This is a genomic window from Modestobacter excelsi (genome assembly GCF_005930495.1).
Lineage (GTDB): Bacteria > Actinomycetota > Actinomycetes > Mycobacteriales > Geodermatophilaceae > Modestobacter > Modestobacter excelsi.
In genome coordinates, this window is sequence record NZ_SJEX01000044.1 from 15741 (window position 1) to 41853 (window position 26113).

Here is a 26113-nt window from a genome sequence, read left to right on the forward strand (position 1 = left end):
CCCCATGGCTCTGTTGTTGTCCCGACTCGGCGCCTTCTCGGCCCGGCACCGCCGGGCCGTCGTGCTCGTCTGGCTGGTCGTGCTGGTCGGCGGTGGGGTCGGCGCGGCCACGCTGGCCGGCGAGACCTCCAGCACCTTCTCCATCCCCGGTCAGGAGTCGACCACCGCGCTGCGGCTGATCGAGCAGGACTTCGGCGCCGGCGGTGACGGGGCCACCGCCCGGGTGGTCGTGCAGTCCCCCGACGGCTCGCCGCTCACCGGGGGCACGAACGCCGCAGCCGTTCAGGGCCTGGTCACCGAGCTGGGCGGGCTGCCCGGGGTGGTGTCGGCGAGCGACCCGCTCGACCCGGCCGCCCCGGCGGTCAACGCCGACCGGACCACCGCCTACAGCACGGTCACCTACGACGCCGCGGTCGGTGGCGTCACCGTCGCCGAGCAGGACGCGCTCGTCGCCGCCGTCGACGACGCCCGCGGCAGCAGCGGGCTCACCGTCGAGATCGGCGGCGACGCGCTGAACGAGACCCCGTCGGTCGCCGGCATCGGCGAGCTGGCCGGCGTCGTCGTCGCGCTGCTGGTGCTGGCCATCACCTACGGCACGCTGGTGACCGCCGGCATGAACCTGCTGACCGCGGTCATCGGGGTGGGCACCGGGGTCCTCGGCATCACCATCGCCACCGGGTTCCTGGACCTCTCCTCCACCACCTCGGCGCTGGCCGGGATGCTCGGCCTGGCCGTCGGCATCGACTACGGCCTGTTCATCGTCAGCCGGTTCCGGCAGGAGCTGCGCCGCGGCTCGGACGTCGGCACCGCGGTCGCCACCGCCGTCGGCACCGCCGGCTCGGCCGTGGTCACCGCGGGGCTCACGGTGGTCATCGCCCTGGTCGGGCTGGCCGTCGTCGGCATCCCCTTCCTGACCCAGATGGGCATCGCCGCGGCCGGCACCATCGTCGTCGCCGTCCTGGTCGCCCTCACGCTGGTGCCCGCCGTGCTCGGCCTGCTGGGCCGCCGCACGCTGCCCCGCAGGGACCGCACCGCGCCCGGGGTGACCCACCACGCGGCCGCCCGGGACGGCTTCCTGGCCGGCTGGGTCGCTGCGGTCACCCGGCGACGGGTGCTCTCGCTGCTGCTGGCCGCCGTGGCCCTCGGCGCGATCGCGGTCCCGTTCTTCTCGATGCGGACCACGCTGGTGCAGACCCAGCCCGAGGGCAGCACCCAGGCCCGGGCCGAGCAGCTGCTCGCCGACGGCTTCGGCGAGGGCTTCAACGGCCCGCTCACCGTGCTGTTCCAGAGCGCCGGCGCCGCCGAGGCGGCCACCGCGGCCAGCGGTGCGATCGGGGACCTGGCCGACGTCACCGCCGTCGCGCCGGCCATCCCCAACGCCGACGACAGCGCGGCGCTGCTCACCGTCATCCCCGAGTCCGGGCCCACCAGCCAGGCCACCGAGCAGCTGGTGGCCGACCTGCGCGACCAGCTCGCCGACCTCGACGGCGTGGACGCCTACGTCACCGGCTCCACCGCGGTCAGCGTCGACGTCTCCGAGTCCCTCGACGCGGCGCTGCCGGTCTACCTGGTGCTGGTCGTCGGGCTGGCGCTCGTGCTGCTCGTGCTGGTCTTCCGGTCGCTGCTGGTGCCGCTGGTCGGCGTGCTGGGCTTCCTGCTCACCATCGGCGCCTCGCTGGGTGCCACCGTCGCGGTGTTCCAGTGGGGCTGGCTGTCCGACCTCCTCGGCATCCCGAGCACCGGACCGCTGATCAGCCTCACGCCGATCCTGGTCATCGGCATCCTGTTCGGCCTGGCGATGGACTACCAGATCTTCCTGGTGTCCCGGATGCACGAGGCGCACAGCTCCGGGGCGTCGGCGATGGACGCGATCCGCACCGGCTTCCGGCAGGCGGCCCCGGTCGTCGTCGCGGCTGCGCTGATCATGTTCGCCGTCTTCGCCGGCTTCTTCACCGGCGACGAGGCGACCATCAAGTCGATCGCGTTCGCCCTCGCCAGCGGCATCCTGTTCGACGCCTTCGTCGTCCGGATGGTGCTGGTCCCGGCGGCTCTCGCCCTGCTCGGCGAGCGGGCCTGGTGGCTGCCCCGCTGGCTGCGCTGGCTGCCCCAGCTGGACGTGGAGGGCGCCGCGCTGGAGCAGGGCACGCCCGCCCGCACGAGCGAGGACCCGGTCCCGGTCGGCTGACCCGAGCGCCCCGCGCGGGCCGGCGGCAGACTGGGCGGGTGACCTCGCCGCTGTCCGCCGGCTCCGCAGCGCGGGGCGTCGTCCGGCTGCTCAACACCTCCGCCGGGCGGGTGCTCTGCCTGGCCGGCCAGGTCGACGAGGCCGTCGTCGCCGCCTTCCTGCAGCGCTACGGCCGCGAGCCGGCGCGGGTCGACCGCATCGAGGCGGGGTCGGTCACGTCGCTGTCCCCGCCGGCGCTGGACCTGGTCCTGGACCACCTGCACGCCGCCGAGCTGGCCGGCCGGGCGGTCCCGGTGCTCCGCTCACCGCTGGTCGAGCGGCTGCTCGGGACCGCCCGGGCGGCTCAGGCGCCGGTCGCCGGCGCCACGACCCGGGCCTGACGCGACGACCGGACGACGACCGCGGCGAGGACGGCGACGACGCCGAGCACCACGAGCGCCGAGCCCAGCCCGCCGATCGCGCCGGACAGCCCCAGCACCACCAGCGGGCAGACGAACTGGCCGAGGAACACCGCAGCGGTCCACCAGCCGGTGCCGCGACCCCGCTGCTCGAAGGACAGCGACCCCAGCGCCCAGGTCAGCAGGGAGGGCAGCAGCAGGCCGTTGCCCAGGCCGGTGACGACGGCGCAGAGCACGATCACCGGCACGTTGGGCGCCAGGCCGAGGCCGACCAGCCCGACCCCGGACACCGCGAAGGCCAGCGGGACGGTCACCGCGGGGCCGCGGGGGGCCAGCCGGCTGAAGGAGAGCGCGCCGATGGCGGTGCCCAGCGAGCCGATCGCGCTGACGGCACCGATGGCGCCGGTGGAGTCCACGCCGACGTCGTCGAGCTTGAAGGAGAGCTCGACGATGAGCGCGTAGAACACCAGGCCACCGACCAGCGAGGTGACCACCGGGGCGGCGAGCTGCCGCCAGGGCAGCGCGGGGAGGGTCAGGACCGGACCCGAGCGGTGCGGCGCCGGCTGCCAGATGAGCCGTGCGGCGGCCACGGCCAGCGGCAGGCTCACCAGGTAGAGCCAGAACGGCGTCCGCCAGCTGTGCGAGCCCAGCGCCCCGCCGATGCCAAAGAACAGGGTCGCGGCGACCGTGGTGCTGACGACCTGCAGGCCGAAGTACCGCTCGCGCTGCGAGCCGTGGAAGTAGTCGGCCAGCAGCGTGGTGCAGCAGGTCATGATCACGGCCTCGGTGAGGCCGACCAGCACCCGGCTGGCCACGATGAGCGGGAGCGAGGGCAGCCAGAGCGGCGCGGTGCCGACCACGGCGTAGACCACCAGCGCGGCCACCAGCAGGCGCTTGCGGCCGATGCGGTCGACGACCCGGCCGGCGAACGGCGCGGTGAGGCCGATCACCAGCGCCGGCGCGGTGAGGACCACCGGCGTCAGGGCCTGCACCCCGGCGGTGCCGGCGAAGGCGTCCTCGATGGCGGGGAGGACCGGTGCCAGCAGCACCGCCCCCAGCACGCCCAGGCAGCTGGCGAGGATCAGCACCACGGCCTGAGCCCGCCCGGCCGGGCGACCGGTCGCCGGGTCGACGGCGACCTCACCGGCCAGCGGTTCCTCGGCGAGCGACTCGGGACTCACGACTTCCGACACGGGCGTCTCCGTTGACGAGGAGGGGCCGGTCCCGGTGACCGGCATCACTGGAGCGGAAGTGTCAGCAGCGTGCGGGCCGAGCGGAAATCACTTCTCCTGAGGGGGGTCATCACCCAGGTCGATACCGACCGTGGCGGAGCTGCCGACCGCCAGCTCGGCCGCCCGCACGACGAGGTCCCGCAGCCAGGCGTGCTCCGGGTCGTCGTCGAACACCGGGTGCCACCACATCGCCTCGATCAGCGGTCCGACCTCGAACGGGCACGGCAGCGCCCGGACGCCGCTGGTGAGCGGCAGCAGGTCGATCAGCCGGCGCTGCAGCAGCGCGATCCGGTCGCTGCCGGCGATGAGCGCGGGCACGGTCAGGAAGGCCTCGTTGACCACCTGCACGCGCGGCTCGATGCCGAGCATCCGCATCTGCCGCGCGGCCGGGGTGGACGCCGTCGGACCGTGGTAGGTGGCGACCCACGGCAGCGTCTCGAGGTGCTCGATGGTGAGCCCCTCGTCGGCCAGCGGGTTGTCCGCGGCGACCACGCAGACCCACTCGTCGCGGTAGAGGTCGCGGTGGGAGAGGTCGCTGAGGAAGCCGTGCGGCAGCATCATCACGTCGGTCGTGAGCAGCACCTGGTCGGCGCGCTCGACCATCGCCGGGGTGTGCGAGGTGAAGCGCAGCCGGGTGTGCGGCGCCTCCTCGGCGAGCAGCTCGGCGATGGTGTCACCGAGGACGGCGACGACGTAGTCGCTGACCAGCAGGGTGAACTCGCGGGTGGAGGACCCCGGGTCGAACTCCGGCTGGGCGGTGAAGACCCGCTCCACACCGGTCACCGCGATCCGGGAGAGCTCCTTGAGCTGGACCGCGAGCGGGGTCAGCCGGTACTCGTTGCCCACCCGGGTGAGCAGCTCGTCGCCGAAGTGCCGGCGCAGCCGGGCCAGGGACGCCGACAGGGCCGGCTGGGACAGCCCCATCTGCGCGGCCGCCCGGGTGACGCTGCGCTCCTGCAACAGGGCGTCCAGCGAGACCAGCAGGTTCAGGTCCAGGCTGGCCAGGTTCACCAGCCCACCGTATCGACGGCGGTGATGGGCGTCATCAGACATCTCCCCTTCCCCCCTCGTCCGGAGTGCCCGAGTGTGGTGCGCGTCGCACCGAGGAGGAACGCATGCCGGACGAGCTCGACCGCACCGACCCCGAGGGCGCCATCGCGGCCGCCGCGAAGCGCTGCTCCAACTGGGGCCGCTGGGGTGCCGACGACGTGCTGGGCACGCTGAACTTCCTCACCGCGGACAAGCGGGTCCAGGGTGCCGGGCTGGTCCGCCGCGGGGTGAGCTTCTCCCTGTCGCAGAGCTTCGACATGGACGGCCCGCAGAAGGGCTGGCGGCGGCGCACCAACCCGGTGCACACGATGCTGGACACCGGCACGGACGCCGAGCGCGGCGTGCAGGGCTTCCCGCACGGCATCGGCGGCGCCGACGACGTGATCGCGATGCCGCTGCAGGCCTCCACCCAGTGGGACGGTCTCGGCCACATCTTCGACCACGGCAACGCCTGGAACGGCCGCCGCGCCGGCGACGTCGTCACCAGCGACGGGGACAAGGTCACCGGCATCCAGACCGCCGCCGCGCACATCGCCGGTCGCGGCGTGCTGCTCGACGTCGGCCGGGCGATCGGCGCCTCCCTCGGCACCGACGGCGAGCTGCCCGACGGGTTCGCCATCACTCCCGAGCACCTCGAGGCCACCATCGCCGCCCAGGGCGCCTCCGCCCGGGTCGGCCGTGGCGACCTGCTGTGCGTGCGCACCGGCCGGCTCACCCGGGCCCGTCGCGACATCGCCGAGGGACGCGGCTGGGGCGACTACGCCGGCGGGGACTCCCCCGGGCTGTCGTTCACCACCGCCGACTGGCTGCACGGCAGCGAGATCGCCGGCATCGCCACCGACACCTGGGGCTTCGAGGTGCGGCCCAACGAGTTCGACATCGCCTTCCAGCCGCTGCACCAGGTCGCCATCCCCAACATGGGCCTGTTCCTCGGCGAGATGTGGGACCTCGACGCCCTCGCCGCGGACTGCGCGGCCGACGGCCAGTGGGACTTCTTCCTCACCGCCGCCCCCCTGCCCGTGACCGGCGCCGTCGGCGCCCCGGTCAACCCCATCGCCGTCAAGTAGGAGCTGCAGATGCCCGCAGTGAACAGCGTCCTGGTTGTCGGCGGCGGTCTCGCCGGATCGGCGACCGCCGTCCACCTCGCCGCCGCCGGCGTCGCCGTCGACCTGATCGAGATCAAGCCGGACGTCGCGGCGCTCGGGTCAGGGATCACCCTGCAGGGCAACGCGCTGCGGGAGCTGCGCTCGCTCGGGGTCTGGGACCAGGTGTCCGCCGCCGGGTACGCCTTCGACGTCACCGGCATCCGGGCGCCGGACCCGGCCGGCTCGATCGTCGCCGAGATCCCGGACGCGAAGACCGGCGGCCCCGACCTGCCGGCCGCCATGGGCATGCCCCGTCCCGAGCTGGCGCGCATCCTGCTCGACCGGGCCTCCCAGGTGGGCGTCAAGGTCCGGTTCGGCACCACGTTCACCGAGCTCGCCCAGGACGACTCCGCGGACGGGGAAGGGGGCGTGGACGTCACCTTCTCCGACGGCTCGACCGGGCGCTACGACGTCGTGGTCGGCGCCGACGGCGTCCGGTCGTGGACCCGCCGGGCGCTGGGCATCAACCTGGAGACCCGCTCGGTCGGCATGGGCATCTGGCGCGCCTTCGGCCCCCGCCCGGCCAGCGTCACCCGCACCGACCTGTTCTACGGCGGGCCGTCGTTCATCGCCGGCTACTGCCCCACCGGCGCGGACTCGCTCTACGCCTACATCGTGGAGCCGGCCCAGGACCGCAGCGGGCTGTCCCCGGACGAGCAGCTGGCCACCATGAAGCAGCTGTCGCGGGCCTACCACGGCCCGTGGGACGAGATCCGCGAGACGCTCACCGACCCGTCGCGGGTCAACTACACCTGGTTCGAGACCCACGTGCTCGAGGAGCCGTGGAACCGCGGCCGGGTCGTGCTGATCGGCGACGCCGCGCACACCTGCCCGCCCACCATCGCCCAGGGCGGGGCGATGGCCCTCGAGGACGCCGTCGTCCTGGCCGAGCTGCTGACCGACCGGCAGACGCTGGACCAGGAGCTGTGGGACGCGTTCACCGCCCGCCGCCACCAGCGCGCGAAGACGGTCGTCGAGGCGTCCAACCAGCTCGCCCAGTGGCAGATCGACCACGTCCAGGGCGACATCCCCGGCCTCATGCGCTCGATCGCCGTGCTCACCAGCCAGCCCGCGTAAGGAAGCGAAGGACCCACCATGACCCAGCAGCGTCTGATCACCCACCTGCGGCACGTCGACCTGGCCGTGCCCGACTTCGCCAAGCAGCTCGACTTCTACTCGGGCACCTGGGGTCTCACCGCCGAGCACAGCGACTTCGGGCTCGCCTTCCTGGCCGCCGAGGGCTCCCCCGAGCAGTACGTCGTCCGGCTGCGGCAGGCGACCGACAAGCGGATCGACCTGATCTCCTTCGGGGCCGCGACCCCGGCCGACGTGGACACCCTGGCCGGCCGGCTCGCCGCCGACGGCGTGACGTTGATCGGCGAGCCGGACACCCTGCAGACCCCCGGCGGTGGTTACGGCTTCCGGTTCTTCGACAACGAGGGCCGCACCGTCGAGATCAGCGCCGACGTCGCCGTCCGGGAGCACCGGGCCATCGAGGAGGGCGAGTCGATCCCGGTCCGGCTGTCCCACGTCGTCATCAACTCGGCCGACCCCGAGGGAACCCGCGCCTTCTACGAGAAGCACCTGGCCTTCGCGCTGTCGGACACCCTGATGCACCCGCGGATGGGCGAGATGATGTGGTTCATGCGGATCAACGCCTGGCACCACAGCATGGCGATCGCCCGCGGCCCGCACCCCTCGCTGCACCACGCGTCCTTCGAGCTGCGCGGCATCGACGAGTACATGCGCGGCACCGGGCGGCTGCTGCGGGCCGGCGTGGAGAAGATCTGGGGCCCGGGCCGGCACAAGGCCGGGAACAACACCTTCAGCTACTTCCTGGACCCGCAGGGCAACACCGTCGAGTACACGACCGAGCTCGAGGTGCTGGACGAGGACACCTGGCACCCGCACATGTACGACTTCAGCGACCCCGAGGTCAGCGACCAGTGGGGCACGGCGAACGCGATGAACGAGTTCGTCGCGCAGCGCTCGTTCAACGACCCGGACAAGGGCCTGTTCGTGGCCCCGCCGGTCTGATGCGCTTCGCCACCTGGGACGACGGCGGGATCGTCACCGCCGGCGTGGTCGGCGAGCACGGGCTGCACGCCCTGCCGCCGGACGTCACCGTGCTGGACCTGGTGCGCGCCGGGCTCCCGGCGGCGCTGGACATCGGACTGGCGGCGCTGTCGGCGCCGCCGGTCCCGCTGGCCGAGGTGCGGCTGCTGCCGCCGCTGCAGGCACCCACCGTGCGGGACTTCGTCGCCTTCGAGGAGCACGTCGAGGGCGTCCGCAAGGCGATCGACGGGGTCGCTGGCGTGGTGCCCGAGTGGTACCAGGCGCCGACGTTCTACTTCACCAACCCCTATGCCCTCATCGGCGCGCACGACGACGTCGCCGTCCCGCCGGGCTCGCAGCGCTTCGACTTCGAGCTGGAGGTCGCCGTCGTCGTCGGCGCGGTCCCCGGCTCCGACGGGGCGTCGCTGACCCCCGAGGAGGCCCGCGAGCACGTCTTCGGCTACACCGTGCTCAACGACTGGTCGGCCCGCGACCTGCAGGCCCGGGAGATGAGGGTCAGCCTCGGCCCGGCCAAGGGCAAGGACTCCGCCACCACGCTGGGCCCCTGGCTGGTGACCGCCGACGAGCTCGAGCCGTACCGGGACGACGAGGGCTTCCTCGCCCTCGACATGCGGGTGTCGGTCAACGGCACCGAGATCGGCCAGGACCTGCTGTCCAACATGGGCTGGCCGTTCGAGGAGCTGATCAGCTACGCCTCCCGCGGCACCGAGGTGCGCGCGGGGGACGTGCTCGGCTCGGGGACCTCCGGCAACGGCGGCTGCCTGGCCGAGCTGTGGGGTACCCGCGCCGACGCCGCTCCCCCGCCGCTGCGACCCGGCGACGTCGTCGAGATGACCGTCGAGGGCATCGGCACGATCCGCAACCGCGTCGTCCAGGGCGTGGACCTGCCGCCGGTCTCCCCGGCGCGGCAGCGGCCGCGGAACCGCACCCGTCTGTCGTCGTGACGGTGGCCGGGAAGGTGGTCGTCGTCACCGGCGCCGGCCAGGGGCAGGGGGCTGCCGAGGCGCGGCTCCTCGCCACCTCCGGTGCCACGGTGATCGGCTGCGACCTGACGCTGGAGGCGGCCGAGCAGCTGCCCGGGGTCGAGTACCGCCGGCTCGACGTGACCGACGCGGCGGGCTGGGCGGCGCTGGCCGCCCACCTGCGCGACCGGTTCGGCTCCGTCGACGGTCTGGTCGCCAACGCCGGCGTCACGTGGCGGGCCCGGCTCGCCGACCTCGACCCGGCCGACCTGGCCCGGGTCACCGACGTCAACGTCACCGGCACGCTGCTCGGCATCCAGGCGCTCACCCCGCTGATGCCGGCCGGCGGCTCGGTGGTCGTCGTCGGCTCGGTGGCCGCGCTGACCGGTCACTTCCCGGCCGCCTACACCGCGTCGAAGTGGGCGCTGCGCGGGCTCGCCAAGGTCGCCTGCCTGGAGCTGGGTCTGCACGGCATCCGGGTGAACACCGTGCACCCCGGCTACATCGAGACGCCGATGACCGCCTCCGCGGCACCCGCGTTCCGGGACGCCAACGTCGCCGAGACCCCGCTCGGGCGCACCGGCACCGTCGACGAGGTGGCCCCGCTGGTCGCCTTCCTGCTCAGCGACGACGCCTCCTTCATCTCCGGCGCGGAGATCCCCGTCGACGGCGGCATGACCGCCCACGGCGGCGTGAAGTCGATCAGCGACGCCGTCCGCGCCGCCCCCTGAACCACTCCCCTTGCGAGAGGACCGACCCCTTGTTCGAGTACTTCCCCACCGGCCCCTACACCTGGAACCTCGGCGTCGTCGCGACGCTGAACTCCGGTGGCCTGATCGACGAGGTCGACCGCGCCTGCCGGCCGATCAAGGAGGCGGCCAACGCCGGCGAGGACGCCGGGACGCCGGAGTTCCTGCGGGCCTGGACCGCGCTGACCGACCAGCTCGTCGCCCAGGCCGAGGACGCCGAGAAGGCCGGGCACGTCCGCACCGCCGGACAGCTGTACTTCCGCGCCAGCAACTACCTGGCCCAGGCCGAGCGGATGCTCGCCCACTCCGACCCGAACCGCGTGCCCACCTACCGGCGGATGCTCGAGCTGGCGCAGAAGGCGTTTTACACGCACAGCCCGCGGGTCTCCCGGGTCGCGATCCCGTACGAGGGCACCACGCTGCCGGCCTACTTCAGCCAGGCACCGGCGACCGACGAGGGTCCGGCCCCGGTGATCGTGCTGGTCAACGGCCTGGACTCCACCAAGGAGCACATGTACGCCTCCAACCACTGGGAGGAGCTGGCCGCCCGCGGCATCTCCTGCCTGATGCTGGACCAGCCCGGCACCGGCGAGGCGCTGCGGCTGCAGGGGCTCACCGCGCGGATCGACACCGAGGCCTGGGCCGGCGCCTGCGTGGACTGGCTGGAGCAGCGCGACGACGTCGACGCGGCGAGGATCGGGATCGTCGGCTGGTCGCTGGGCGGCTACTACGCCCCGCGCGCCGCCGCCTTCGAGAAGCGCTTCGCGCTGGTCGTGGCGTGGGGGGCCAACCACAACTGGGGTGCGGTGCAACGCCGCCGCAAGGAGCGCGAGGGCGAGCGCCCGGTTCCGCACTACTGGGAGCACGTGCTGTGGGTGTGGGGTCACGAGGGCGACGAGAACGACCTCGACGGGTTCCTCGACTTCGCCGACGGGGTGCACCTGGACGGCGTGGTCGAGCAGATCACCGTCCCGTTCCTGATCGCGCACGGCGCCAACGACCGGCAGATCCCGCTGGAGTACGCGCACCGCTCCTACGACCAGGCGGTCAACAGCTCCAAGCGGCAGCTGCGGGTGTTCACCCCGGAGGAGGGCGCGACCGAGCACATCGGGCTGGACCACCTGCCGCACGTGAGCACCTTCATCGCCGACTGGGTCGCCGACACCTTCGCCGAGCTGGCGAGGGGCTGACCGTGCGGATGCTGTTCGTCAACCTGCCGGTACGCGACGTCGAGGTGGCGCGGTCGTTCTACGAGGCGCTCGGGTTCACCTTCCACCGGCTGGACTCCGACGAGGGATCGGCGTCGATGGTGGTCGACGAGAGCATCGTCGTCCGGCTGCTCGCCCGGGACCGCTTCGCCGAGCTGGTCACCGGCGAGGTCGGTGACCCGACCTCGGGCCCGACGGTGCTGCTCAGCCTCACGGCCGACAGCCGTGCCGAAGTCGACGACCTCGTCGCCCGGGCCCTCGGAGCCGGGGGCCGACCGTGGCTGGAGGCGCGGGACACCGCCTCGGACCACACCGGCAGCTTCACGGACCCGGACGGCCACGTCTGGGAGATCCGGTGGATCGACCAGCTGCACGTCGTGAACTGACCCCAGGACCGTCGCTCAGACGATGATCGCCATCAGCACGACGACGAAGACCAGTCCGGCTGCCCACCAGAGCGGGTCGGCGGACGGCTCGGAGGGCTCCTCTGCCGCAGCGGGCTCGGGAGGCCCGGCGGCGTCCGGAGGACCGACCGCCACGACCTCCGGCGGCAGGTCACCCACCAGGTCCTCCTCCCAGAAGCGGAACAGCTCGACCTCGGCCAGCCCACTGGGCAAGGACCAGTCGTCCCGATGGCGTCGTCGGAGTCTCATGGGCTCCTCCTGTTCGTCGTCCCGGCCTCCTCCCCGGACGTGCGCGGGGCGGTGGCAGGGGTTCTCAGGTGGGATCGGGGTCGTTCGCGCCGGCCCGGCCACCGCCGGTCAGCCCGGCCTCCTGGGCGTAGGGCTCGTGGCGCTTGCCCGCGTGCGCCTCGACCTGCAGCCGGTCCTTCAGGTGCGGGTAGTGCAGCTCGAACGCCGGGCGCTCGGAGCGGATCCGCGGGATCTCGACGAAGTTGTGCCGCGGCGGCGGGGACGACGTGGCCCACTCCAGCGAGTTGCCGTGCCCCCAGGGGTCGTCGCGCAGCGCCGGCGCACCGTGCCGCCACGAGGTCACGGCGTTGTACGTGAAGGGGATGACCGAGGCGCCCAGGATGAACGACCCGATCGTGGAGATCGTGTGCATGGTGGTGAAGCCGTCGGTGGCCAGGTAGTCGGCGTACCGGCGCGGCATGCCCTCGTTGCCCAGCCAGTGCTGGATGAGGAACGTGGTGTGGAAGCCGATGAAGGTCAGCCAGAAGTGCAGCTTGCCGAGCCTCTCGTCCATCATCCGGCCGCACAGCTTCGGGAACCAGAAGTAGAACCCGGCGAAGACGGAGAAGGTCACGGTGCCGAAGACGACGTAGTGGAAGTGGGCGACGACGAAGTAGCTGTCGTTGACGTGCCAGTCCAGCGGCGGGGAGGCCAGCAGCACACCGGTCAGCCCACCGAGCAGGAAGGTGATGAGGAAGCCCATCGCGAACAGCATCGGCGTCTCGAAGGTGATCTGCCCGCGCCACATGGTGCCGATCCAGTTGAAGAACTTGATGCCGGTCGGCACGGCGATCAGGTAGGTCAGGAACGCGAAGAACGGCAGCAGCACCGCGCCGGTGGCGAACATGTGGTGCGCCCACACCGCCAGCGACAGGGCGGTGATCGCGATGAGCGCGAACACCATGCCCTTGTAGCCGAACAGCGGCTTGCGGCTGAAGACCGGGATGACCTCGGAGATGATGCCGAAGAACGGCAACGCGATGATGTAGACCTCGGGATGGCCGAAGAACCAGAACAGGTGCTGCCACAGCATCGGCCCGCCGTTGGCCGCCGTGTAGACCTGCGCGCCCAGGTGCCGGTCGGCCAGCAGGCCCATCAGCGCCGCGGTCAGGATCGGGAAGGCCAACAGCGCCAGGATCGACGTGGTCAGCACTGCCCAGGTGAACAGCGACATCCGGAACATCGTCATGCCCGGTGCGCGCAGGCAGACGATGGTCGCCACGAAGTTGACCGAGCCGAGGATCGTCCCGAGACCGCTGACGGCCAGGCCGGCGATCCACAGGTCACCGCCGGCGCCCGGGCTCTGCGCCCCGGTCGAGAGCGGCGTGTAGGCGTACCAGCCGAAGTCCGCCGCACCGCCGGGGGTCAGGAAACCCGACACCGCCAGCGACGAGCCGAAGAAGAACAGCCAGAAGGAGAAGGCGTTCAGCCGGGGAAAGGCGACGTCGGGCGAGCCGATCTGCAGCGGCATGATCAGGTTGGCGAAGGCGAAGAACATCGGCGTCGCGAAGAACAGCAGCATGATCGTGCCGTGCATCGTGACCAGCTGGTTGTACTGCTCCGGTGAGAGGAACTGCAGCTCCGGGCGGGCCAGCTCGGCGCGCATCAGCAGCGCCATGAGGCCACCGATGAAGAACCAGGCGAAGGCCGCCGTGGTGTACATGAGGCCGATCGTCTTGTGGTCGGTCGTCCGCAGCAGCGCGAGCAGCCGCGACCCCTTCGCCGGCGGGGGGACGGCACCGGGCCGGCTGATGATCGGGGCGGGCGCGATCGTCATCGCTTCTCCTGACCACTGGCCGGCGCGCCGGCCCGGGGACTGGGTGGGACCAGGGTGCGACTCCGTCGCCGCCGGCGCAATGGTCGTCCGCGCGCGACTCGGCAGGACCGTGCGGTAGGACAGGTCGCGTGTCCGAGAGCTTCGACGCCGTCGCCCGCGCGCTGCACGAGGAGGGCGTCCGCCACGACGCCGGCCAGGCGGACCGCCGCCGCCGACGGCGCAACCTGAGCCCGGACGCGGCGGCGCTGCTCTCCGTCGTCTGCCAGGCCATGGGGGCCCGCTGGGTCGTGGAGGTCGGGACGTCGAACGGCTACTCCACCCTCTGGCTCGCGCGTGCCGTCCACGACCAGCACGGCACCGTGCTCAGCGTCGACGTCGACGGTGACGCCCAGCGCGAGGCGGCGGCCACCCTCGACCGGGTCGGGCTGCGCGACCGGGTGCAGTTCCGCTGCGCGGACGGAGGTGTGGTCCTCCGCGGACTGCCGGACGCCAGCCAGGACGTCGTCCTCCTGGACGCCGAGCGCTCGCTGTACCCGCGGTGGTGGCCGGACCCGGTGCGCGTCCTGCGGGTGGGTGGCGTGCTGGCCGTCGACAACGTGCTCTCCCACCCCGACGAGGTCGCCGACGTCCGCGGCCGGATGGAGGCGGACCCGCACCTGGAGTCCACCGTCGCCCCCACCGCCGCGGGCCTGCTGCTGGCGGTCCGGCGCGGCTCGGCGGGCTGACCGCGCACCTCGGCTCACTGCAGGGCAGCACCCGTGCGGGGGGAGCCGCTGCTCCCGAGCAGGTCCGACCATGCCTGCTCCCCCGCCTGACGGGTCGGCGCCGGCCGGTCAGGGCAGGACGGGCTGGACCACGGAGGTGGTCCCGTCGGCCCAGACGACCAGGCCCGAGCGTCCCGGCCTGCTCTCCAGCCAGTGCGCGGCCTCCGGCCCGTGCGCGTACGCGGCGGTCGCGTCGACGTCGGCCCAGGTGAGCGACCCGGCGACCACGGTGACCGAGGCGACGCCGTCCGGGGCGCGGCCGGTGCGCGCGTCGACGAGGTGCGCCCCGCGGTGCGCGGTGCCCGAGGTGGCGACCGCACCGCTGAGCACCGGGAACACCGCCAGCACCCGCCGGGGGTCGGCCGGGTCCTCGACCCCGATCCGCCACGGCTGACCGTCCGGGTCCGCCGTCGCGCAGGTCACGTCGCCACCCGCGGACAGGCAGAAGTCGGTCTCCGGCAGGGCCTTGAGGTGGTCGGCGGCGCGCTCGGCCGCCCAGCCCTTCACCACGCCGCTCGGGTCGAGCACGGGCCGGCCGTCGGGGCCGGGCAGCCACACGCTGAACGCGCCGGCCGACTCCCGCTCCGCGGTCTCCCCCAGCGCCAGCACCTCGGCGACCTCGGCCGGGCAGTCCTCCAAGCCGACCTCCCCGCGGCGCAGCCGGGAGACGCAGGAGTTCTCCCGGTAGGTGCTGAACACCCGGTCCGCCTCCTGGAGCACCGCCATCGCCGCCGCCCAGGCGGTCCGGGCCGAGGCGTCGTCGGTGTGCCGGCCGCGCAGCGCGAGGCTGATCGGCATGCCCATGACGTGCTCGACGTACCGGGTGGGCGGCGGAGGGGTCACAGCCCGGCCTGGTCCAGCGCGCTCTGCAGCGACTCCACGTAGCCGTCGCTGGTCACCGTCGCCCCGCTGACCATGTCGATGTCGGCGCTCTGCGCGTCCAGCGTCTCCTGCACCAGCACCGGCAGCGCCCGGGCGTTGATCTGCTGGTCCTTGCCGTTCTCGTGGGGGTACTCGACCACCGAGACGTCGGTGACCCTGCCGTCGGAGACGGTGATCTCGACCTGCACCGGACCCCAGCGGGTGGGAGCCGAGTCCCCGGTGTACGTGGTCGTCGAACCCGAGGTCGAACCGGAGGTCGAGCCGGTCGCGCTGCTCACCGGGGCCACCGCGGAGGACTCTGCACCCGCCGGGAGCCGTGATGACGTGGACGTGGAGTGACCGAACAGCAGCACGAGCACGGTCAGCGTGCTCATCAGCCAGAGGACGATCCTGCGCATCCCCGTCACCACCCGAAGCTCTCGACGTGGAACCGGTCGGCGGGGACACCGGCAGCCGCGGTCGTCCGGCGGACGTCGTCGGCCCACTGCTGGGGGCCGCAGACGTAGACGTCGCGGTCGGCGATGTCGGGGACCCACCAGGTGAGCGCGGCCAGGTCGGACGCGGCGCCGACCCCGTCGCCGAGCCAGGACCCGGGCGCGCGCCGGTGTCCGGGCAGCCAGAGCACCTGCAGGCCGCGCTGCGCGACGAGCACCTCGAACTCGCGCCGGAACAGCGGCGGGCCGGAGTACCGGTGGAGCAGCACCGCCTCACCCGGTGCGTAGTCCAGCCCCTCGGCCAGCGCGCGCAGCGGCGTCACCCCGACCCCGGCGCCGATGAGCGCGACCCTCCGGCGGGTGCGCGCCCGGGCGGACAGCCGGCCGTAGGGCCCCTCCACCAGCACCCGGGTGCCGGGGCGCAGCCCGCGCACCGCGGCACTCCCGTCCCCGACCACCTGCACGGTGATCCGCAGGCCGTGCGGGCCCGGCGCCGCCGACAGCGAGTACGGGTGCGCACGCGTCCAGCCGGCGCCGGCGAGGAAGCGGAAGCTCAACCACTGCCCCGCCTCGACCGGCATCGGCCGCCGGGTGGTCAACTCCACCGACACCACCCCGTCGGCCTCCGGGACGACCGAGCCGACCCGGACGCCGTACCGGGCGCTGCGCACCAGCGGCAGGGCGACCCGCCAGACCAGCACCGACGCCGCGGTGACCGCGTACAGCCCCCACCAGAAGACCGTGCGGGCGGGAGAGGCGAGGAAGTCCTGCCCGGTCCACAGCTGGTGCGGCAGCGCCAGGCCCACGCCCAGGTAGCCGTAGAGGTGCAGCAGGTGCCAGGACTCGTAGCGCAGCCGACGGCGGGCCGCCTGGACGCTGGTGACCACCACCATCACCAGGCAACCGGTGCCGGCGGCGGCCAGCAGCATGCCGGGGTAGGTGACGGTGAGGTCCCACAGCTCACCCGGGGTCGCGCTGAGCTCGCCGGCGGCGTAGCCCCAGGTGACCAGACCGATGTGCGCCTGCATCAGGGTGAACGAGGTGAACCCGACGAGCCGGTGGACCCGCGCGAGCCGGTCCTGCCCGACGGCGTGCTCGAGCAGCGGCACCCGGGCCATCAGCAGCACCTGCACCAGCAGCAGGACCGACGCCAGCAGGCCGGTCAGCCGCCCGCTGGAGGTGAGCCCGTCGGCCCACGAGCCCAGGTCGGAGACCCCGCCGCCGGCGGCCCACCAGTACGCAACGAGCAGCAGGCCCGCCCACAGCACGACCAGGGCACCCAGCCGGACGCCGGCATCCAGCCGGGCGCGGGCCGCCGGCGGCGCAGCGGCGGTACGGGCGGGGTCGCCTGCCGGAGCAGAGCGGGACTCGGTGAGCACGGGACCAGCCTGGCCCGCGGCACCCGGCCCGTCGTCGTCCCTCGGCAGGCTCCCGCCGTACTCCAGCCGCGGTATCCCCCTTCCCTGCGGGCCTGCGCCGGGACGACGCGGGGACGTCCCCCGCCGGGAGAGGCTCTCCCCATGACACCGACCGCTCCGGGGCCGACGCGATGAGCGTCCTCGCCGACATCGCCTCGACCGCCGAGCAGGTCGCGGCGAGCGCGGGCTACGCCGGGCTGACCGTCGTCATGGCGGCGGGAGAGGTGCTGCCGATCCCCTCGGAGGTCGTCCTGCCGCTCGTCGGCGCCCGGGTCTCCACCGGTCAGCTGCTGTTCTGGGCGGCCGCGCTGGCCGCCACCCTCGGCTCGGTGCTCGGCGCCTGGGCGCTGTACGCGGTGGGCCGGTGGGGCGGCCGGCCGGCGGTGCTGCGGCTCTCGCGTCTGCTGGGGGTGCGCGAGGAGCGGATGTCCCGCGCGGAGTCGTGGTTCGCCCGGCACGGGACCGTCGTCGTGCTGGTCAGCCGGGTCGTCCCCGGCCTCCGCGGTCTGGCGTCCGTCCCGGCCGGGACGCTGCGCATGCCGATGGCCCGGTTCCTGGTGCTGACCGCCGTCGGCGCCTTCTGCTGGAACGCGAGCCTGATCGGCGGGGGCGTGCTGCTGGTCGACCGGTGGCAGTCGGTGCTGGACGCGGTCCCGGTCGCCGCTCCGTACCTCGCCGTCGGCGGCGCCGGAGCCGCGCTGGTGTGGGTGTCGCACCGGAGCTGGTCGCTCGCCGCCCGGTCGTGACCGCGGTGCCCGACGTCCGCCGACCGACCGGGGGACCGGGTGCCGGGCGGCCCGGCTCGCGGCCCGCTGCGCCGGTGCCGAGGATGATCCCGATGGGCACCCTGACGACGGTCCGGCGGTGGGGCCGGGCGCACCCCCGGCTCGTCGACGCCGCCCTCGCGGCGGCCCTGGTCGTGCTCACCCTGCTGACGCTGCCCGGGCTGTCCCACGGCCACGGCCCGGGCCCCGGCGACCTCGACGACCGGGGCGCGGACGCCCTGACCACGCTGCTGCTGGCGCTGGCCGCGCTCCTCCTCGCCCTCCGCCGCAGCCATCCGCTGCCGGTGTGGGCGGCGACCGCGGTCCTCGGCGTGCTCGCGGTCCTGACCAGCGACGGGCGGCTGCCGCTGCCGCTCCCGCTCTTCCTCGCCCTGTACACCGTGGGCCGGCTGCTGCCGGTCAGCAGCACCGTGGTCGCCACGGCCGTCACCGCCGTCGCGTACGCCGTCACCATGGCGCTGGCCATGGGCAGCTGGCTCGACGACCGCGGTGACCTGCCGGCGCTGGCCACCGTGGCGCTCAGCGGTGCGGCGGCCGCGGTGGGCGTGGCCGTCCGGAGCCAGCGGGCCGCACTGGCGGCGGCGCAGGACCGGGCGCACCAGGCCGAGCTGACCCGCGAGGAGGAGGCCGAGCGGCGGGTCACCGACGAACGGCTGCGCATCGCCCGGGAGCTGCACGACGTCGTCGCGCACCACATCTCGGTGATCAACGTGCAGGCCGGCGTCGCCCGCCACCTGATGGACGCCGACCCCCAGCAGGCACGGACCGCGCTCGGGCTGGTGCGCGAGGCGAGCAAGACCGTGCTGTCGGAGATGTCGGCGGTCGTCGGCCTGCTGCGCACGCAGGACGAGGACGCGCCCACCGAGCCCGCCCCCGGTCTCTCCCGGGTGCCTGCCCTCGTCGAGTCCGTCCGGCGGGCCGGCCTGCAGCTGGACTGGACCTCCAGCGGGGACCCGTACCCGTTGGCGCCGATCCCGGACCTGACCGCCTACCGGGTCGTGCAGGAGTCGCTCACCAACGCCGTCAAGTACGGCACCGGCACCGCCGACCTGGTGATCGACCACCGGCCGGACGCGGTCACCATCGAGGTGCGCAACCCGGTGGACGCGAGCCGGTCGGGGTCCCCCGGCGCGGGCCACGGGCTGATCGGCATGCGGGAGCGGGTGGAGGCCGTCCACGGCCTGCTCGTGACCGGGTCGGACGGCGACGGCACCTTCACCGTCCACGCCGAGGTCCCCCGGAGGTCGGTGTGACGATCCGGGTGCTGCTGGCCGACGACCAGGTCCTCATCCGCTCGGGCTTCGCCGCGCTGATCGGCAGCGACGACGCCCTCGAGGTGGTCGGCGAGGCCTCCGACGGCGCCGAGGCGGTGCGGCAGGCGTTCGCGCTGCGCCCGGACGTCGTCCTGATGGACATCCGGATGCCGGGGCTGGACGGGCTGACCGCGGCCCGGCAGATCACCGGGTCCCCCGAGCTGGCCGACGTCCGGGTGATCGTGCTGACCACCTTCGAGGCCGACGAGTACGTCCTGCAGGCGCTGCGCTCGGGGGCGAGCGGCTTCCTGGGCAAGAGCGTGGAGCCCGAGGAGCTGCTGGACGCCATCCGGGTGGTCGCCCGCGGCGACGCGCTGCTGTCCCCCCAGGCCACCCGCAGCCTCATCGCCCGGTTCCTCGACCAGCCCGAGCAGGGCCGGCCCCCGCTGCCCGGGACGACCCTCGACGTCCTCACCGACCGGGAACGCGAGATGGTCGCGCTCGTCGCGCACGGGCTCAGCAACGAGGACATCGCCGGGCGGCTGTTCCTGTCCCCGCTGACGGTGAAGACCCACGTCAACCGGGCGATGAGCAAGCTGGGGGCCCGCGACCGCGCGCAACTGGTCGTGCTGGCCTACCAGACCGGTCTGGTCCGGGCCGGCGACCCCGAGCCCCGCTGAGGTCCGGGACGTACTGCAGGCGCAGTAGCCGACGCACTCCGCCAGGAGGATGGCAGGGCGGGCCGGCGCCCCTAGCGTCGTCGCCATGACGTCAGGGACGACGCAGGACCACGACCACCAGGCCCGACCCCGGCTGCGCGCCTCGGACGCCGACCGCCTGGCGACCGTGGAGGTGCTGGAGGACGCGGTCGCACACGGGCTGCTCACGCCCGAGGAGGGCAGCGACCGGATGGCCACCGCGTTCGCGGCCCGCCACCGCGACGAGCTGCCCGCCGTCACGGCCGACCTGCCCGCGCAGGTTCATCCGGTGCCCGCCGCCCCGGCCGGCTGGCGCGCCCTCGCCGCGGCCCTGGTCGCCCAGCTCCGGCAGGAGGTGGCCGGCACCCGGGCGGCCGGCATCCGGTCCCGGCGCGCCCTCGTCACGGCCGTCGTCGCGGTCGTGCTGGTCGCGGTGCTGGTCAGCCTGGTCGTCCACGGGCTGTGGGACGGTGGGCCCGGCGACGGGTTCGGCGACGGGTTCGGCGACGGGTTCCGCGGCGGTCGCCGGTAGGGGCGCTGCCCTCCGTCCCGTGCCGCACGGCCATCAGCAGCGCCGGCCAGCCGAGGGCGAGACCGGCGCCGAGCAGGCCACCGGCCACCGTGTCCGACAGCCAGTGCGCCCGCAGGTACACCCGGGACAGCGCCATCACCACGGCGAACACCACCGCGCGCACCTCCCAGCGCCAGCGCGTGGACCCGGGAGCGGCGACGACGAGCACCACCCCGACGGCGGTCACCGCACCGGCGATCGCGTGCCCCGACGGGAAGGCGGCTCCCGAGGTCACGATGAGGCTGTCCGGCGGTCGGGGGCGGTCGACCCAGGTCTTCACCGGACCGATCAGCGCCTCGCTGCTGACCACCGCCAGGGCGAAGGCCGCCAGCCGGAGCCAGTGCCGCCGCCAGGCCAGCAGGACCAGCGCGGCGACGCGCACCGGCCAGTTGACCCAGGCGCTGCCCAACCAGGACATGCCGACCGCGACCACCGTGGTCGGGCGGTTCTCCACCGTGCCCGCCGCCCGCCACACCGCGTCGTCCACCGCCTGCACCGCCGGGTGGGTGACCGGCCAGATGACCAGGGCGCCGACCACGACGGCACCGGCCAGCAGCGCACCGCTGACCGCCAGCGCCCGCCGGGTGTCGACCAGCATCAGCGCGGGTGCCCGAGCACCAGCCGGACCCCGCCGGCGACCGCGACCCCCAGGGCCGCACCGCCGACGACGTCCAGCGGCAGGTGCGCGCCGACGTGCACCCGCGCCAGGCAGACCAGGACGACCAGCACGGTGCAGCCGATCCGGGCCGGCCGGCCCAGCCACGGCCAGGCGACGACGAGCAGGCTGGTGACCACGGCGGCGTGCCCGGAGACGTAACCGCGGCCCAGCGCCGCGGCCCCCCGGATGACGACGTCGGGGAGCAGCCCGTCGGGCCGGCCCCGCGGCACCACCCCCTTCACCACCTTGGCCAGCAGGTAGACACCGGCCCCGGCGAGCAGCAGCCCGGCCGCCAGCCGCCAGCGGCGGAACGCGGCCGCCACCGCGGCGGCGCAGGGCACGACGACGACGTTGCCCAGCTGCATCACCGGCCAGACGAGCACGAAGGGCAGCACCGTCGTCGCGTTCAGCGCCCGGAACACCGCCGTCTCGGCGGCGCTGACCGTGTCCGGGTGCACCGGCAGGGACGCCAGCACCAGCAGCGCCGCGCCACCGACCAGCAGCAGCGCGTCCCGCGGCCGGCGGACGACCCGGACCGGCCGCCCGGTCCGCGCGGCGGTCGTCATGCCGACTCGGGGACCAGGTCGGTGCGCGGCGCGGTGTTGGGCGCGCGCCGCCACGACTTGTTGCGCTGCCAGAAGACGTAGGTGAGCACCCCGAACGGGATGGGGAGGACGTAGGTCAGCACCCGGAAGACCAGCACCCCGGCGGCCACGGCCGGACGGTCCCCACCGGCGGCGGCCAGCCCGCTGATCATCGCCACCTCGATGACGCCGAGACCGCCCGGCGTGAACGGGATGGCGGTGAGCAGCCGGGCGAAGGCGAACACCGCCAGGGCCTCGGCCCAGCCGACCTGGTCGGCGCTGACCCCGCAGAACCGCAGCGCCAGCAGCAGCACCAGGAACAGCGACAGGTGGCTGACGACCGTGGCCAGGGTCAGCCAGTGCCAGCGGGCGTGCAGCAGCAGCACGGTCCGGTCGCGGAACTTGGTCAGCGCCAGGTCCCAGCCGCGCACCGGCGGCCGGTGCACCAGCCGCAGCAGCGCCGAGACCCAGCGGGCCAGCGCCACCCCCACCCGGGCCGCGCTCGCCCGGCTGCGCAGCACCAGCCACAGACCGACCACCGCCGCGACGAGGCCGGCGACCCCGAGCAGGCCGGCCAGCAGCCGCCCCGGCGTGGGGGGTGCGGTGAAGGCCAGCAGCGCCAGCGCCACCACCGGCAGCCCCAGCTTGGCGAAGTTGTTCCACAACCCGGAGGTCAGCAGCGACACCGACGTCCGGGAGCGCGAGAAGCCCCAGGAGGAGTTCATCGCGTAGGTCAGCCCCATCGCGACGGCCGCACCACCGACCAGCGTGTTCGCCACCGCTGTGGTCGTCTCGGTGGAGACCGTGGCCTGCCGCAGGGTCATCCCCGGCGTCGTCGTGACCATGACGAACTGGTACGTGGCCAGGTTCCACACCGTCGCCAGGAGCAGCAGGCCGATCTGCAGGGCGGTCATGTCCTGCACGGAGGCCCACACGTCGCTGAGGCTGGTGAACTGCGGGAGGAACCAGAAGACCATCGCCGCGACCAGCACCAGGGAGAACGCCGGGGCCAGCCAGCGTCGCCAGACCGGTCGCCGGGGCCGCGCCGGGGTGGTGGCCGCATCCAGGGTGGTCATGGCTGTCCGTCCCCTCCGCTGGGGTCGAGGTCGACCCGTCCGCCGCTGTCGGCGTGCACCTGGGCCTGGAGGTCCTCCCGGCTGACCACGCCGACGGCCTGCGAGGCCACCGCCAGCGCCTCGCCGGGACTCCCCTTGTCCAGCTGGAACACGATGGTGAGGCAGCCGCCGCGGAACACGTAGTACCGCTCGCCCGCATAGGCCGGGCTGACCCGCCGGACCCGCTCCAGCCGGTGCGTGTACTCGTGGTCGCTGGCGATCTCGACGGCGCCGGAGGTGTCACAGGACTCCTCGAGCCGGACCTCGATGGCCCTGGGGCCGTCGCGGTCGGAGTCCAGCCAGAACCGGGACAGACCGTCGCGCGCGTCCAGGTGCTGGAAGGTCCAGCCCGAGGGCAGGACGTCCAGGCAGGGCACCCAGGACGACGTCGGCACCGACTGGGCCATCAGGATCACCCCGTTGCCCGCACCAGCCCTGTCCTCGACCGGGCACAGCGGGGGCTCGGTGATCGCGGCCGTCGGGTTCGCCGAGTCGCTGCCGCACCCCGCCAGGCACCCGGCCGCCAGCAGTGCCAGCGCGGCGGCGGCCACGGGCCGGTTCACAGCGGCGACCGGAGCAGGTCACCCGTGATCGAGAGGCAGATCAGGGCCACGAGCAGGGTCGCGAGGGTCAGCCCGACCCGCCGGAAGCTCCAGCGCTGGATGCGCACCGAGGGCAGCTGGTAGGGCAGCAGCGCCACGAACTGCGCGTGCAGGTCGCGGCCCTGCTGGCGGAGCATCCGGCGCAGCTGGGAGGGCATGGTCAGCCCGCGGGTGGCGGCGAACGCCTCGGCGATCTCCTCGTCGGAGAACTGGGTGCGGGCCCGTCGGTAGACCCGTTCGGCGTCGGTGCGCAGCCCGAGGACCAGCATCATGTTGGCCAGGTCGACCGCCTGCCGCCACGGGCTGGGCCGCACCTCGGCGAACGCGGTGTCGATGACCACCAGCCGGCCGTCGCGGACCAGCAGGTTCGCCGGCTTGATGTCCCGGTGGGCGACGCCGATCTCCCACATCCGGCGGACCAGCGCGAGCCCCTGGTCGATGATCGCGTCGTCGACCTCGGCGTCGCCCACCTCCTGGGCGCCGTCCATGAACTCGGCGACCAGCAGGTACTCCCGTTCCGGGGTGATCTCCACGATGCCCAGCGGGCGCGGGGTGGGCAACCCGGCGTCGGTGAACAGGTGCATCACGTAGTCCTCGTACTGCACGAGCCGGCGCACGCTGTGGAACGGCTGCTCGTCCTCCAGCCGGCCGTAGAGCAGCGTGCGACCGAGCTTGTACCAGCGGTCGGAGTGCACATGGGTGGCCGCGTAGAGCTTGCCGAACACGCAGCTCTGCCCCGCGCCGGCCGCCTTGACGGTGATCCGCAGCGGGGTGGAGCCGCCGGAGCCGGAGAGGTTGAACGGCTCCACGGCGGTGGCCAGCAGCCCGAGCTGGTCCTCCAGGGCGCGGATGATCGCCTCGCCGCGGGGCCCGGTGACGTCCAGGTGCGCCGGGCGGCCGCGGCGGTAGCGCACCGGGTAGACGTCGTTGGGGGTGAGCAGCCGGAAGGCTGCCAGCGGGACGGCGACGCCCAGGATGACGCCGGCGGCGATGTCGGTCGGGTGGTCCTGGCCCAGGTAGAGGCGGGACAGCGCGGTGACCGCGAGCAGCACGCAGACGACCCACTTGCCGGTGGTGCGGTACCGGCCGGCGGGGACCAGCGAGTAGACGGCGTTGAGCAGGAAGGTGGCGAGCACGGTCATCGGCAGCGACGGCATCGAGAAACCCGCCCAGGGACCGATCACCTCGACCTCGAAGGGGCGGGGGCGCTGCAGCGTGCCGGCCATGTCGGCGCCGACCTTCACCACGATGATGCCGACGGCGAGCACCACGAACAGGTGCCGCCACCGCCGTACGGCGATCAGCACCGCCAGGTTGCCCAGCCACAGCACGTAGATGGCCGTGGCCGAGGCCAGCACGCCGGCCACGTCGGCCACGTCGGTCAGCACCGGGTTGCGGATCCGCTCGAACCCCTGGAGGACCCAGGTGTCGGCGACGTCGAACCGGCCCACGCTGTCGGTGGCCCAGACGACCACCCAGGCGAGGACGACCAGACCGGACAGCGCCAGCCACCACTTGCCCGAGGCGTTGAGGTGCCGCGGCAGCGGCGGCGGCTCGCCCGAGGGGCGCCGCCGGCGCCGGACGCGGTGGATCGCCGGCGGTCCCTGCCCCGAGGGAGGCACCGCGGTGGGCACTGCCTGCGGCAGCGAGGTCACGGCAGCAGATGCTCCACCTCACCGGCGGTCCCGAACATCCCCTCCTGCGCGGCGATGCCGCTAGCGTGGCCGTGTGCCGCGCCGCCGTGGCCCCACGCCGACGGTGGTGACGCTCCGGCAGGGAAGGCGGGCACTGTGCTCAGGAGCCGGGCGCCGTCCGTCCTCCTCCTCGTCGTGCTGCTGCTCGCCGGGCTGACCGCTTGCAGCTCCGGGTCCTCGGACGACGGGGAACCCGCCGAGGACACGATCCGCTTCGCCTCCTACGACTTCAGCGAGAACGAGATCCTCGCCGCGGTCTACGCGGAAGCCGCCCGGCAGGCGGGCCTGCCGGTGTCGCTGCAGCCCGCCGCCGGCACCCGCGAGGTCGTCGAGCCGGCGCTCGAGCAGGGGGTCGTCGACGTCGTGATCGACTACCTGGGCACGGCGGTGCAGTTCGTCGACCCCGGCAGCACGGCCGGCACCAGCACACCGGAGCAGCTGTACGCCACGCTCAGCGAGGTGCTCGCCCCCCGTGGCGTCGACGTGCTCGCCGCGGCGGCGGCCGAGGACCAGAACGGCTTCGCGGTCAGCCGGGCCTTCGCCACCGAGCACGGGGTCAGCCGGTTGTCCCAGCTGGAGCAGCTGGCCCCCGGCCTGACCTTCGGCGGCCCGCCGGAGTGCCCGGAGCGCCCGCTGTGCCTGCCCGGTCTGCGGGCCGTCTACGGCCTGCGGTTCGGCACCGTCGTCAACATGCCGTCCCGGTCCGCCACCGTCGAGGCGCTGGTCGCCGGGTCGATCCAGGTCGGGCTGCTGGAGACCACGGACGCCCGGCTGGGCGGCAAGGCGCCGGTGGTCCTGCTCACCGACGACCGCTCGCTCCAGCCGCACGAGAACGTCGTCCCGCTGGTGCGCACCGCCGCCCTGGACCGGTGGGGCCACCGGCTGGCGGACGCTCTGGACGCGGTCAGCGCCCGGTTGACCACAGCCGACCTCATCAGCCTGAACCGGGCCGTGGAGGTCGAGGGACTGACGCCCGAGGCGGCCGCGGCGCGGTGGTGGGCCGCCCGCTGACCGCCGGGGTCAGCCTCGGCCGCCGAGCAGCCGGTGCAGCAGGCGGCCGGGCTGGCGGAGGGACCAGCAGGCCAGCCGGACGCCCAGCCGCAGCAGGTCGCCGTACTCCGCCGGCCGCGGACCGGCCGCGGGCGGCACGGGCGCCGGCGTGGGCGGGGACGGAGGCGGGG

Annotated in this window: 27 protein-coding genes; 15 read left to right on the forward strand and 12 right to left on the reverse strand. The window is 73.9% G+C overall.

Annotated features, from left to right (window positions below; genetic code table 11):
- Positions 1 to 4 precede the first annotated feature (4 nt).
- On the forward strand, positions 5 to 2185 hold the full coding sequence (locus tag FHL80_RS14910) for an MMPL family transporter (RefSeq protein WP_138734178.1): 2181 nt from the start codon (positions 5 to 7) through the stop codon (positions 2183 to 2185).
- Positions 2186 to 2223: 38 nt separating this feature from the next.
- Complete coding sequence (locus tag FHL80_RS14915; protein ID WP_138734179.1) at positions 2224 to 2565, forward strand: hypothetical protein; 342 nt, start codon at positions 2224 to 2226, stop codon at positions 2563 to 2565.
- On the opposite strand, the gene FHL80_RS14920 is transcribed toward FHL80_RS14915, so the two are convergent.
- Both FHL80_RS14920 and FHL80_RS14925 read right to left on the reverse strand, forming a co-directional pair.
- Complete coding sequence (locus FHL80_RS14920; RefSeq protein ID WP_138734180.1) at positions 2529 to 3776, reverse strand: MFS transporter; 1248 nt, start codon at positions 3774 to 3776, stop codon at positions 2529 to 2531. The two genes, FHL80_RS14915 and FHL80_RS14920, sit on opposite strands and share 37 nt — an antisense overlap.
- Positions 3777 to 3863: 87 nt before the next feature.
- Positions 3864 to 4826: a LysR family transcriptional regulator gene (locus tag FHL80_RS14925; RefSeq protein ID WP_138734181.1), complete on the reverse strand. Its 963-nt coding sequence runs from the start codon at positions 4824 to 4826 to the stop codon at positions 3864 to 3866.
- Positions 4827 to 4930: 104 nt separating this feature from the next.
- Between FHL80_RS14925 and FHL80_RS14930 the strand changes: the two genes are divergently transcribed.
- From FHL80_RS14930 to FHL80_RS14960, 7 genes are read left to right on the forward strand one after another with little or no spacing between them, the layout of a single operon-like run.
- On the forward strand, positions 4931 to 5932 hold the full coding sequence (locus FHL80_RS14930; protein ID WP_138734182.1) for a cyclase family protein: 1002 nt from the start codon (positions 4931 to 4933) through the stop codon (positions 5930 to 5932).
- A 9-nt stretch (positions 5933 to 5941) separates the two neighbouring features.
- A complete protein-coding gene (locus tag FHL80_RS14935; RefSeq protein ID WP_138734183.1) occupies positions 5942 to 7087 on the forward strand; it encodes an FAD-dependent oxidoreductase in 1146 nt (381 codons plus the stop codon).
- Positions 7088 to 7105: 18 nt separating this feature from the next.
- Positions 7106 to 8047, forward strand: a complete 942-nt coding sequence (locus FHL80_RS14940; protein ID WP_138734184.1) for a VOC family protein — start codon at positions 7106 to 7108, stop codon at positions 8045 to 8047.
- Positions 8047 to 9030: a fumarylacetoacetate hydrolase family protein gene (locus FHL80_RS14945; RefSeq protein ID WP_138734185.1), complete on the forward strand. Its 984-nt coding sequence runs from the start codon at positions 8047 to 8049 to the stop codon at positions 9028 to 9030. The genes FHL80_RS14940 and FHL80_RS14945 overlap by 1 nt, the downstream gene beginning before the upstream one ends.
- A 2-nt stretch (positions 9031 to 9032) precedes the next feature.
- Positions 9033 to 9779 carry an SDR family NAD(P)-dependent oxidoreductase gene (locus FHL80_RS14950; protein ID WP_216870747.1) on the forward strand — a complete coding sequence of 249 codons (747 nt, stop codon included), beginning with the start codon at positions 9033 to 9035 and terminating at the stop codon, positions 9777 to 9779.
- A gap of 29 nt (positions 9780 to 9808) precedes the next feature.
- A complete protein-coding gene (locus FHL80_RS14955; RefSeq protein WP_138734186.1) occupies positions 9809 to 10987 on the forward strand; it encodes an alpha/beta hydrolase family protein in 1179 nt (392 codons plus the stop codon).
- Positions 10988 to 10995: 8 nt separating this feature from the next.
- On the forward strand, positions 10996 to 11391 hold the full coding sequence (locus FHL80_RS14960) for a VOC family protein (RefSeq protein ID WP_246078695.1): 396 nt from the start codon (positions 10996 to 10998) through the stop codon (positions 11389 to 11391).
- A 15-nt stretch (positions 11392 to 11406) separates the two neighbouring features.
- Here FHL80_RS14960 and FHL80_RS14965 read toward each other — a convergent pair whose 3' ends face one another.
- Both FHL80_RS14965 and ctaD read right to left on the reverse strand, forming a co-directional pair.
- Positions 11407 to 11658 carry a hypothetical protein gene (locus FHL80_RS14965; protein ID WP_138734188.1) on the reverse strand — a complete coding sequence of 84 codons (252 nt, stop codon included), beginning with the start codon at positions 11656 to 11658 and terminating at the stop codon, positions 11407 to 11409.
- 64 nt (positions 11659 to 11722) lie between these two features.
- Complete coding sequence (gene ctaD / locus FHL80_RS14970; protein ID WP_138734189.1) at positions 11723 to 13474, reverse strand: aa3-type cytochrome oxidase subunit I; 1752 nt, start codon at positions 13472 to 13474, stop codon at positions 11723 to 11725.
- 128 nt (positions 13475 to 13602) lie between these two features.
- Here ctaD and FHL80_RS14975 point away from each other — a divergent pair, with 128 nt between their 5' ends.
- On the forward strand, positions 13603 to 14199 hold the full coding sequence (locus FHL80_RS14975; RefSeq protein ID WP_138734190.1) for an O-methyltransferase: 597 nt from the start codon (positions 13603 to 13605) through the stop codon (positions 14197 to 14199).
- Positions 14200 to 14307: 108 nt separating this feature from the next.
- Here FHL80_RS14975 and FHL80_RS14980 read toward each other — a convergent pair whose 3' ends face one another.
- The 3 genes from FHL80_RS14980 to FHL80_RS14990 are packed head-to-tail and all read right to left on the reverse strand — an operon-like array spanning position 14308 to position 16933.
- The gene (locus FHL80_RS14980; RefSeq protein WP_216870748.1) at positions 14308 to 15081 is read right to left on the reverse strand and encodes an FAD:protein FMN transferase; all 774 of its coding nucleotides are present in this window, start codon (positions 15079 to 15081) and stop codon (positions 14308 to 14310) included.
- Positions 15078 to 15518, reverse strand: coding sequence for an FMN-binding protein (locus FHL80_RS14985; protein ID WP_138734191.1), 441 nt, complete (start codon positions 15516 to 15518; stop codon positions 15078 to 15080). The genes FHL80_RS14980 and FHL80_RS14985 overlap by 4 nt, the downstream gene beginning before the upstream one ends.
- A 5-nt stretch (positions 15519 to 15523) precedes the next feature.
- Positions 15524 to 16933, reverse strand: a complete 1410-nt coding sequence (locus FHL80_RS14990) for a ferredoxin reductase family protein (protein WP_216870749.1) — start codon at positions 16931 to 16933, stop codon at positions 15524 to 15526.
- Positions 16934 to 17103: 170 nt separating this feature from the next.
- Here FHL80_RS14990 and FHL80_RS14995 point away from each other — a divergent pair, with 170 nt between their 5' ends.
- The 4 genes from FHL80_RS14995 to FHL80_RS15010 all read left to right on the forward strand — a co-directional run bounded on the left by FHL80_RS14995 (position 17104) and on the right by FHL80_RS15010 (position 20240).
- Positions 17104 to 17718: a DedA family protein gene (locus FHL80_RS14995; protein ID WP_138734192.1), complete on the forward strand. Its 615-nt coding sequence runs from the start codon at positions 17104 to 17106 to the stop codon at positions 17716 to 17718.
- A 92-nt stretch (positions 17719 to 17810) separates the two neighbouring features.
- Positions 17811 to 19010 (forward strand): sensor histidine kinase, encoded by a 1200-nt coding sequence (locus FHL80_RS15000; RefSeq protein ID WP_138734193.1) that lies wholly within the window; start codon positions 17811 to 17813, stop codon positions 19008 to 19010.
- A complete protein-coding gene (locus FHL80_RS15005; RefSeq protein ID WP_138734194.1) occupies positions 19007 to 19690 on the forward strand; it encodes a response regulator in 684 nt (227 codons plus the stop codon). The genes FHL80_RS15000 and FHL80_RS15005 overlap by 4 nt, the downstream gene beginning before the upstream one ends.
- An 85-nt stretch (positions 19691 to 19775) precedes the next feature.
- Positions 19776 to 20240 carry a DUF1707 SHOCT-like domain-containing protein gene (locus FHL80_RS15010; protein ID WP_216870750.1) on the forward strand — a complete coding sequence of 155 codons (465 nt, stop codon included), beginning with the start codon at positions 19776 to 19778 and terminating at the stop codon, positions 20238 to 20240.
- On the opposite strand, the gene FHL80_RS15015 is transcribed toward FHL80_RS15010, so the two are convergent.
- From FHL80_RS15015 to FHL80_RS15035, 5 genes are read right to left on the reverse strand one after another with little or no spacing between them, the layout of a single operon-like run.
- Positions 20149 to 20877 carry a phosphatase PAP2 family protein gene (locus FHL80_RS15015; RefSeq protein WP_138734196.1) on the reverse strand — a complete coding sequence of 243 codons (729 nt, stop codon included), beginning with the start codon at positions 20875 to 20877 and terminating at the stop codon, positions 20149 to 20151. The genes FHL80_RS15010 and FHL80_RS15015 overlap by 92 nt on opposite strands.
- Complete coding sequence (locus tag FHL80_RS15020; protein WP_138734197.1) at positions 20877 to 21503, reverse strand: phosphatase PAP2 family protein; 627 nt, start codon at positions 21501 to 21503, stop codon at positions 20877 to 20879. Before FHL80_RS15020 ends, FHL80_RS15015 begins: the two co-directional genes overlap by 1 nt.
- Positions 21500 to 22597 (reverse strand): lysylphosphatidylglycerol synthase transmembrane domain-containing protein, encoded by a 1098-nt coding sequence (locus tag FHL80_RS15025; RefSeq protein ID WP_138734198.1) that lies wholly within the window; start codon positions 22595 to 22597, stop codon positions 21500 to 21502. Before FHL80_RS15025 ends, FHL80_RS15020 begins: the two co-directional genes overlap by 4 nt.
- Positions 22594 to 23199 carry a hypothetical protein gene (locus FHL80_RS15030; RefSeq protein WP_138734199.1) on the reverse strand — a complete coding sequence of 202 codons (606 nt, stop codon included), beginning with the start codon at positions 23197 to 23199 and terminating at the stop codon, positions 22594 to 22596. Before FHL80_RS15030 ends, FHL80_RS15025 begins: the two co-directional genes overlap by 4 nt.
- The gene (locus FHL80_RS15035; RefSeq protein WP_138734200.1) at positions 23196 to 24893 is read right to left on the reverse strand and encodes a phosphatase PAP2 family protein; all 1698 of its coding nucleotides are present in this window, start codon (positions 24891 to 24893) and stop codon (positions 23196 to 23198) included. Before FHL80_RS15035 ends, FHL80_RS15030 begins: the two co-directional genes overlap by 4 nt.
- 135 nt (positions 24894 to 25028) lie before the next feature.
- On the opposite strand from FHL80_RS15035, the gene FHL80_RS15040 reads away from it, so the two are divergent.
- Entirely contained in the window at positions 25029 to 25943 is a 915-nt protein-coding gene (locus FHL80_RS15040; RefSeq protein WP_138734201.1) for an ABC transporter substrate-binding protein, read from the forward strand.
- The last annotated feature ends 170 nt before the right edge of the window (positions 25944 to 26113 follow it).

Bases quoted from the DNA above. Each gene is read 5' to 3' on its own strand.
- FHL80_RS14910 (WP_138734178.1), top strand. From the start codon at position 5: ATGGCTCTGTTGTTGTCCCGACTCGGCGCCTTCTCGGCCCGGCACCGC.
- FHL80_RS14930 (WP_138734182.1), top strand. From the start codon at position 4,931: ATGCCGGACGAGCTCGACCGCACCGACCCCGAGGGCGCCATCGCGGCC.
- FHL80_RS14935 (WP_138734183.1), top strand. From the start codon at position 5,942: ATGCCCGCAGTGAACAGCGTCCTGGTTGTCGGCGGCGGTCTCGCCGGA.
- FHL80_RS14940 (WP_138734184.1), top strand. From the start codon at position 7,106: ATGACCCAGCAGCGTCTGATCACCCACCTGCGGCACGTCGACCTGGCC.
- FHL80_RS14945 (WP_138734185.1), top strand. From the start codon at position 8,047: ATGCGCTTCGCCACCTGGGACGACGGCGGGATCGTCACCGCCGGCGTG.
- FHL80_RS14960 (WP_246078695.1), top strand. From the start codon at position 10,996: ATGCTGTTCGTCAACCTGCCGGTACGCGACGTCGAGGTGGCGCGGTCG.
- FHL80_RS14965 (WP_138734188.1), bottom strand. From the start codon at position 11,658: ATGAGACTCCGACGACGCCATCGGGACGACTGGTCCTTGCCCAGTGGG.
- ctaD (WP_138734189.1), bottom strand. From the start codon at position 13,474: ATGACGATCGCGCCCGCCCCGATCATCAGCCGGCCCGGTGCCGTCCCC.
- FHL80_RS14985 (WP_138734191.1), bottom strand. From the start codon at position 15,518: ATGCGCAGGATCGTCCTCTGGCTGATGAGCACGCTGACCGTGCTCGTG.
- FHL80_RS14995 (WP_138734192.1), top strand. From the start codon at position 17,104: ATGAGCGTCCTCGCCGACATCGCCTCGACCGCCGAGCAGGTCGCGGCG.
- FHL80_RS15000 (WP_138734193.1), top strand. From the start codon at position 17,811: ATGGGCACCCTGACGACGGTCCGGCGGTGGGGCCGGGCGCACCCCCGG.
- FHL80_RS15010 (WP_216870750.1), top strand. From the start codon at position 19,776: ATGACGTCAGGGACGACGCAGGACCACGACCACCAGGCCCGACCCCGG.
- FHL80_RS15015 (WP_138734196.1), bottom strand. From the start codon at position 20,877: ATGCTGGTCGACACCCGGCGGGCGCTGGCGGTCAGCGGTGCGCTGCTG.
- FHL80_RS15020 (WP_138734197.1), bottom strand. From the start codon at position 21,503: ATGACGACCGCCGCGCGGACCGGGCGGCCGGTCCGGGTCGTCCGCCGG.
- FHL80_RS15025 (WP_138734198.1), bottom strand. From the start codon at position 22,597: ATGACCACCCTGGATGCGGCCACCACCCCGGCGCGGCCCCGGCGACCG.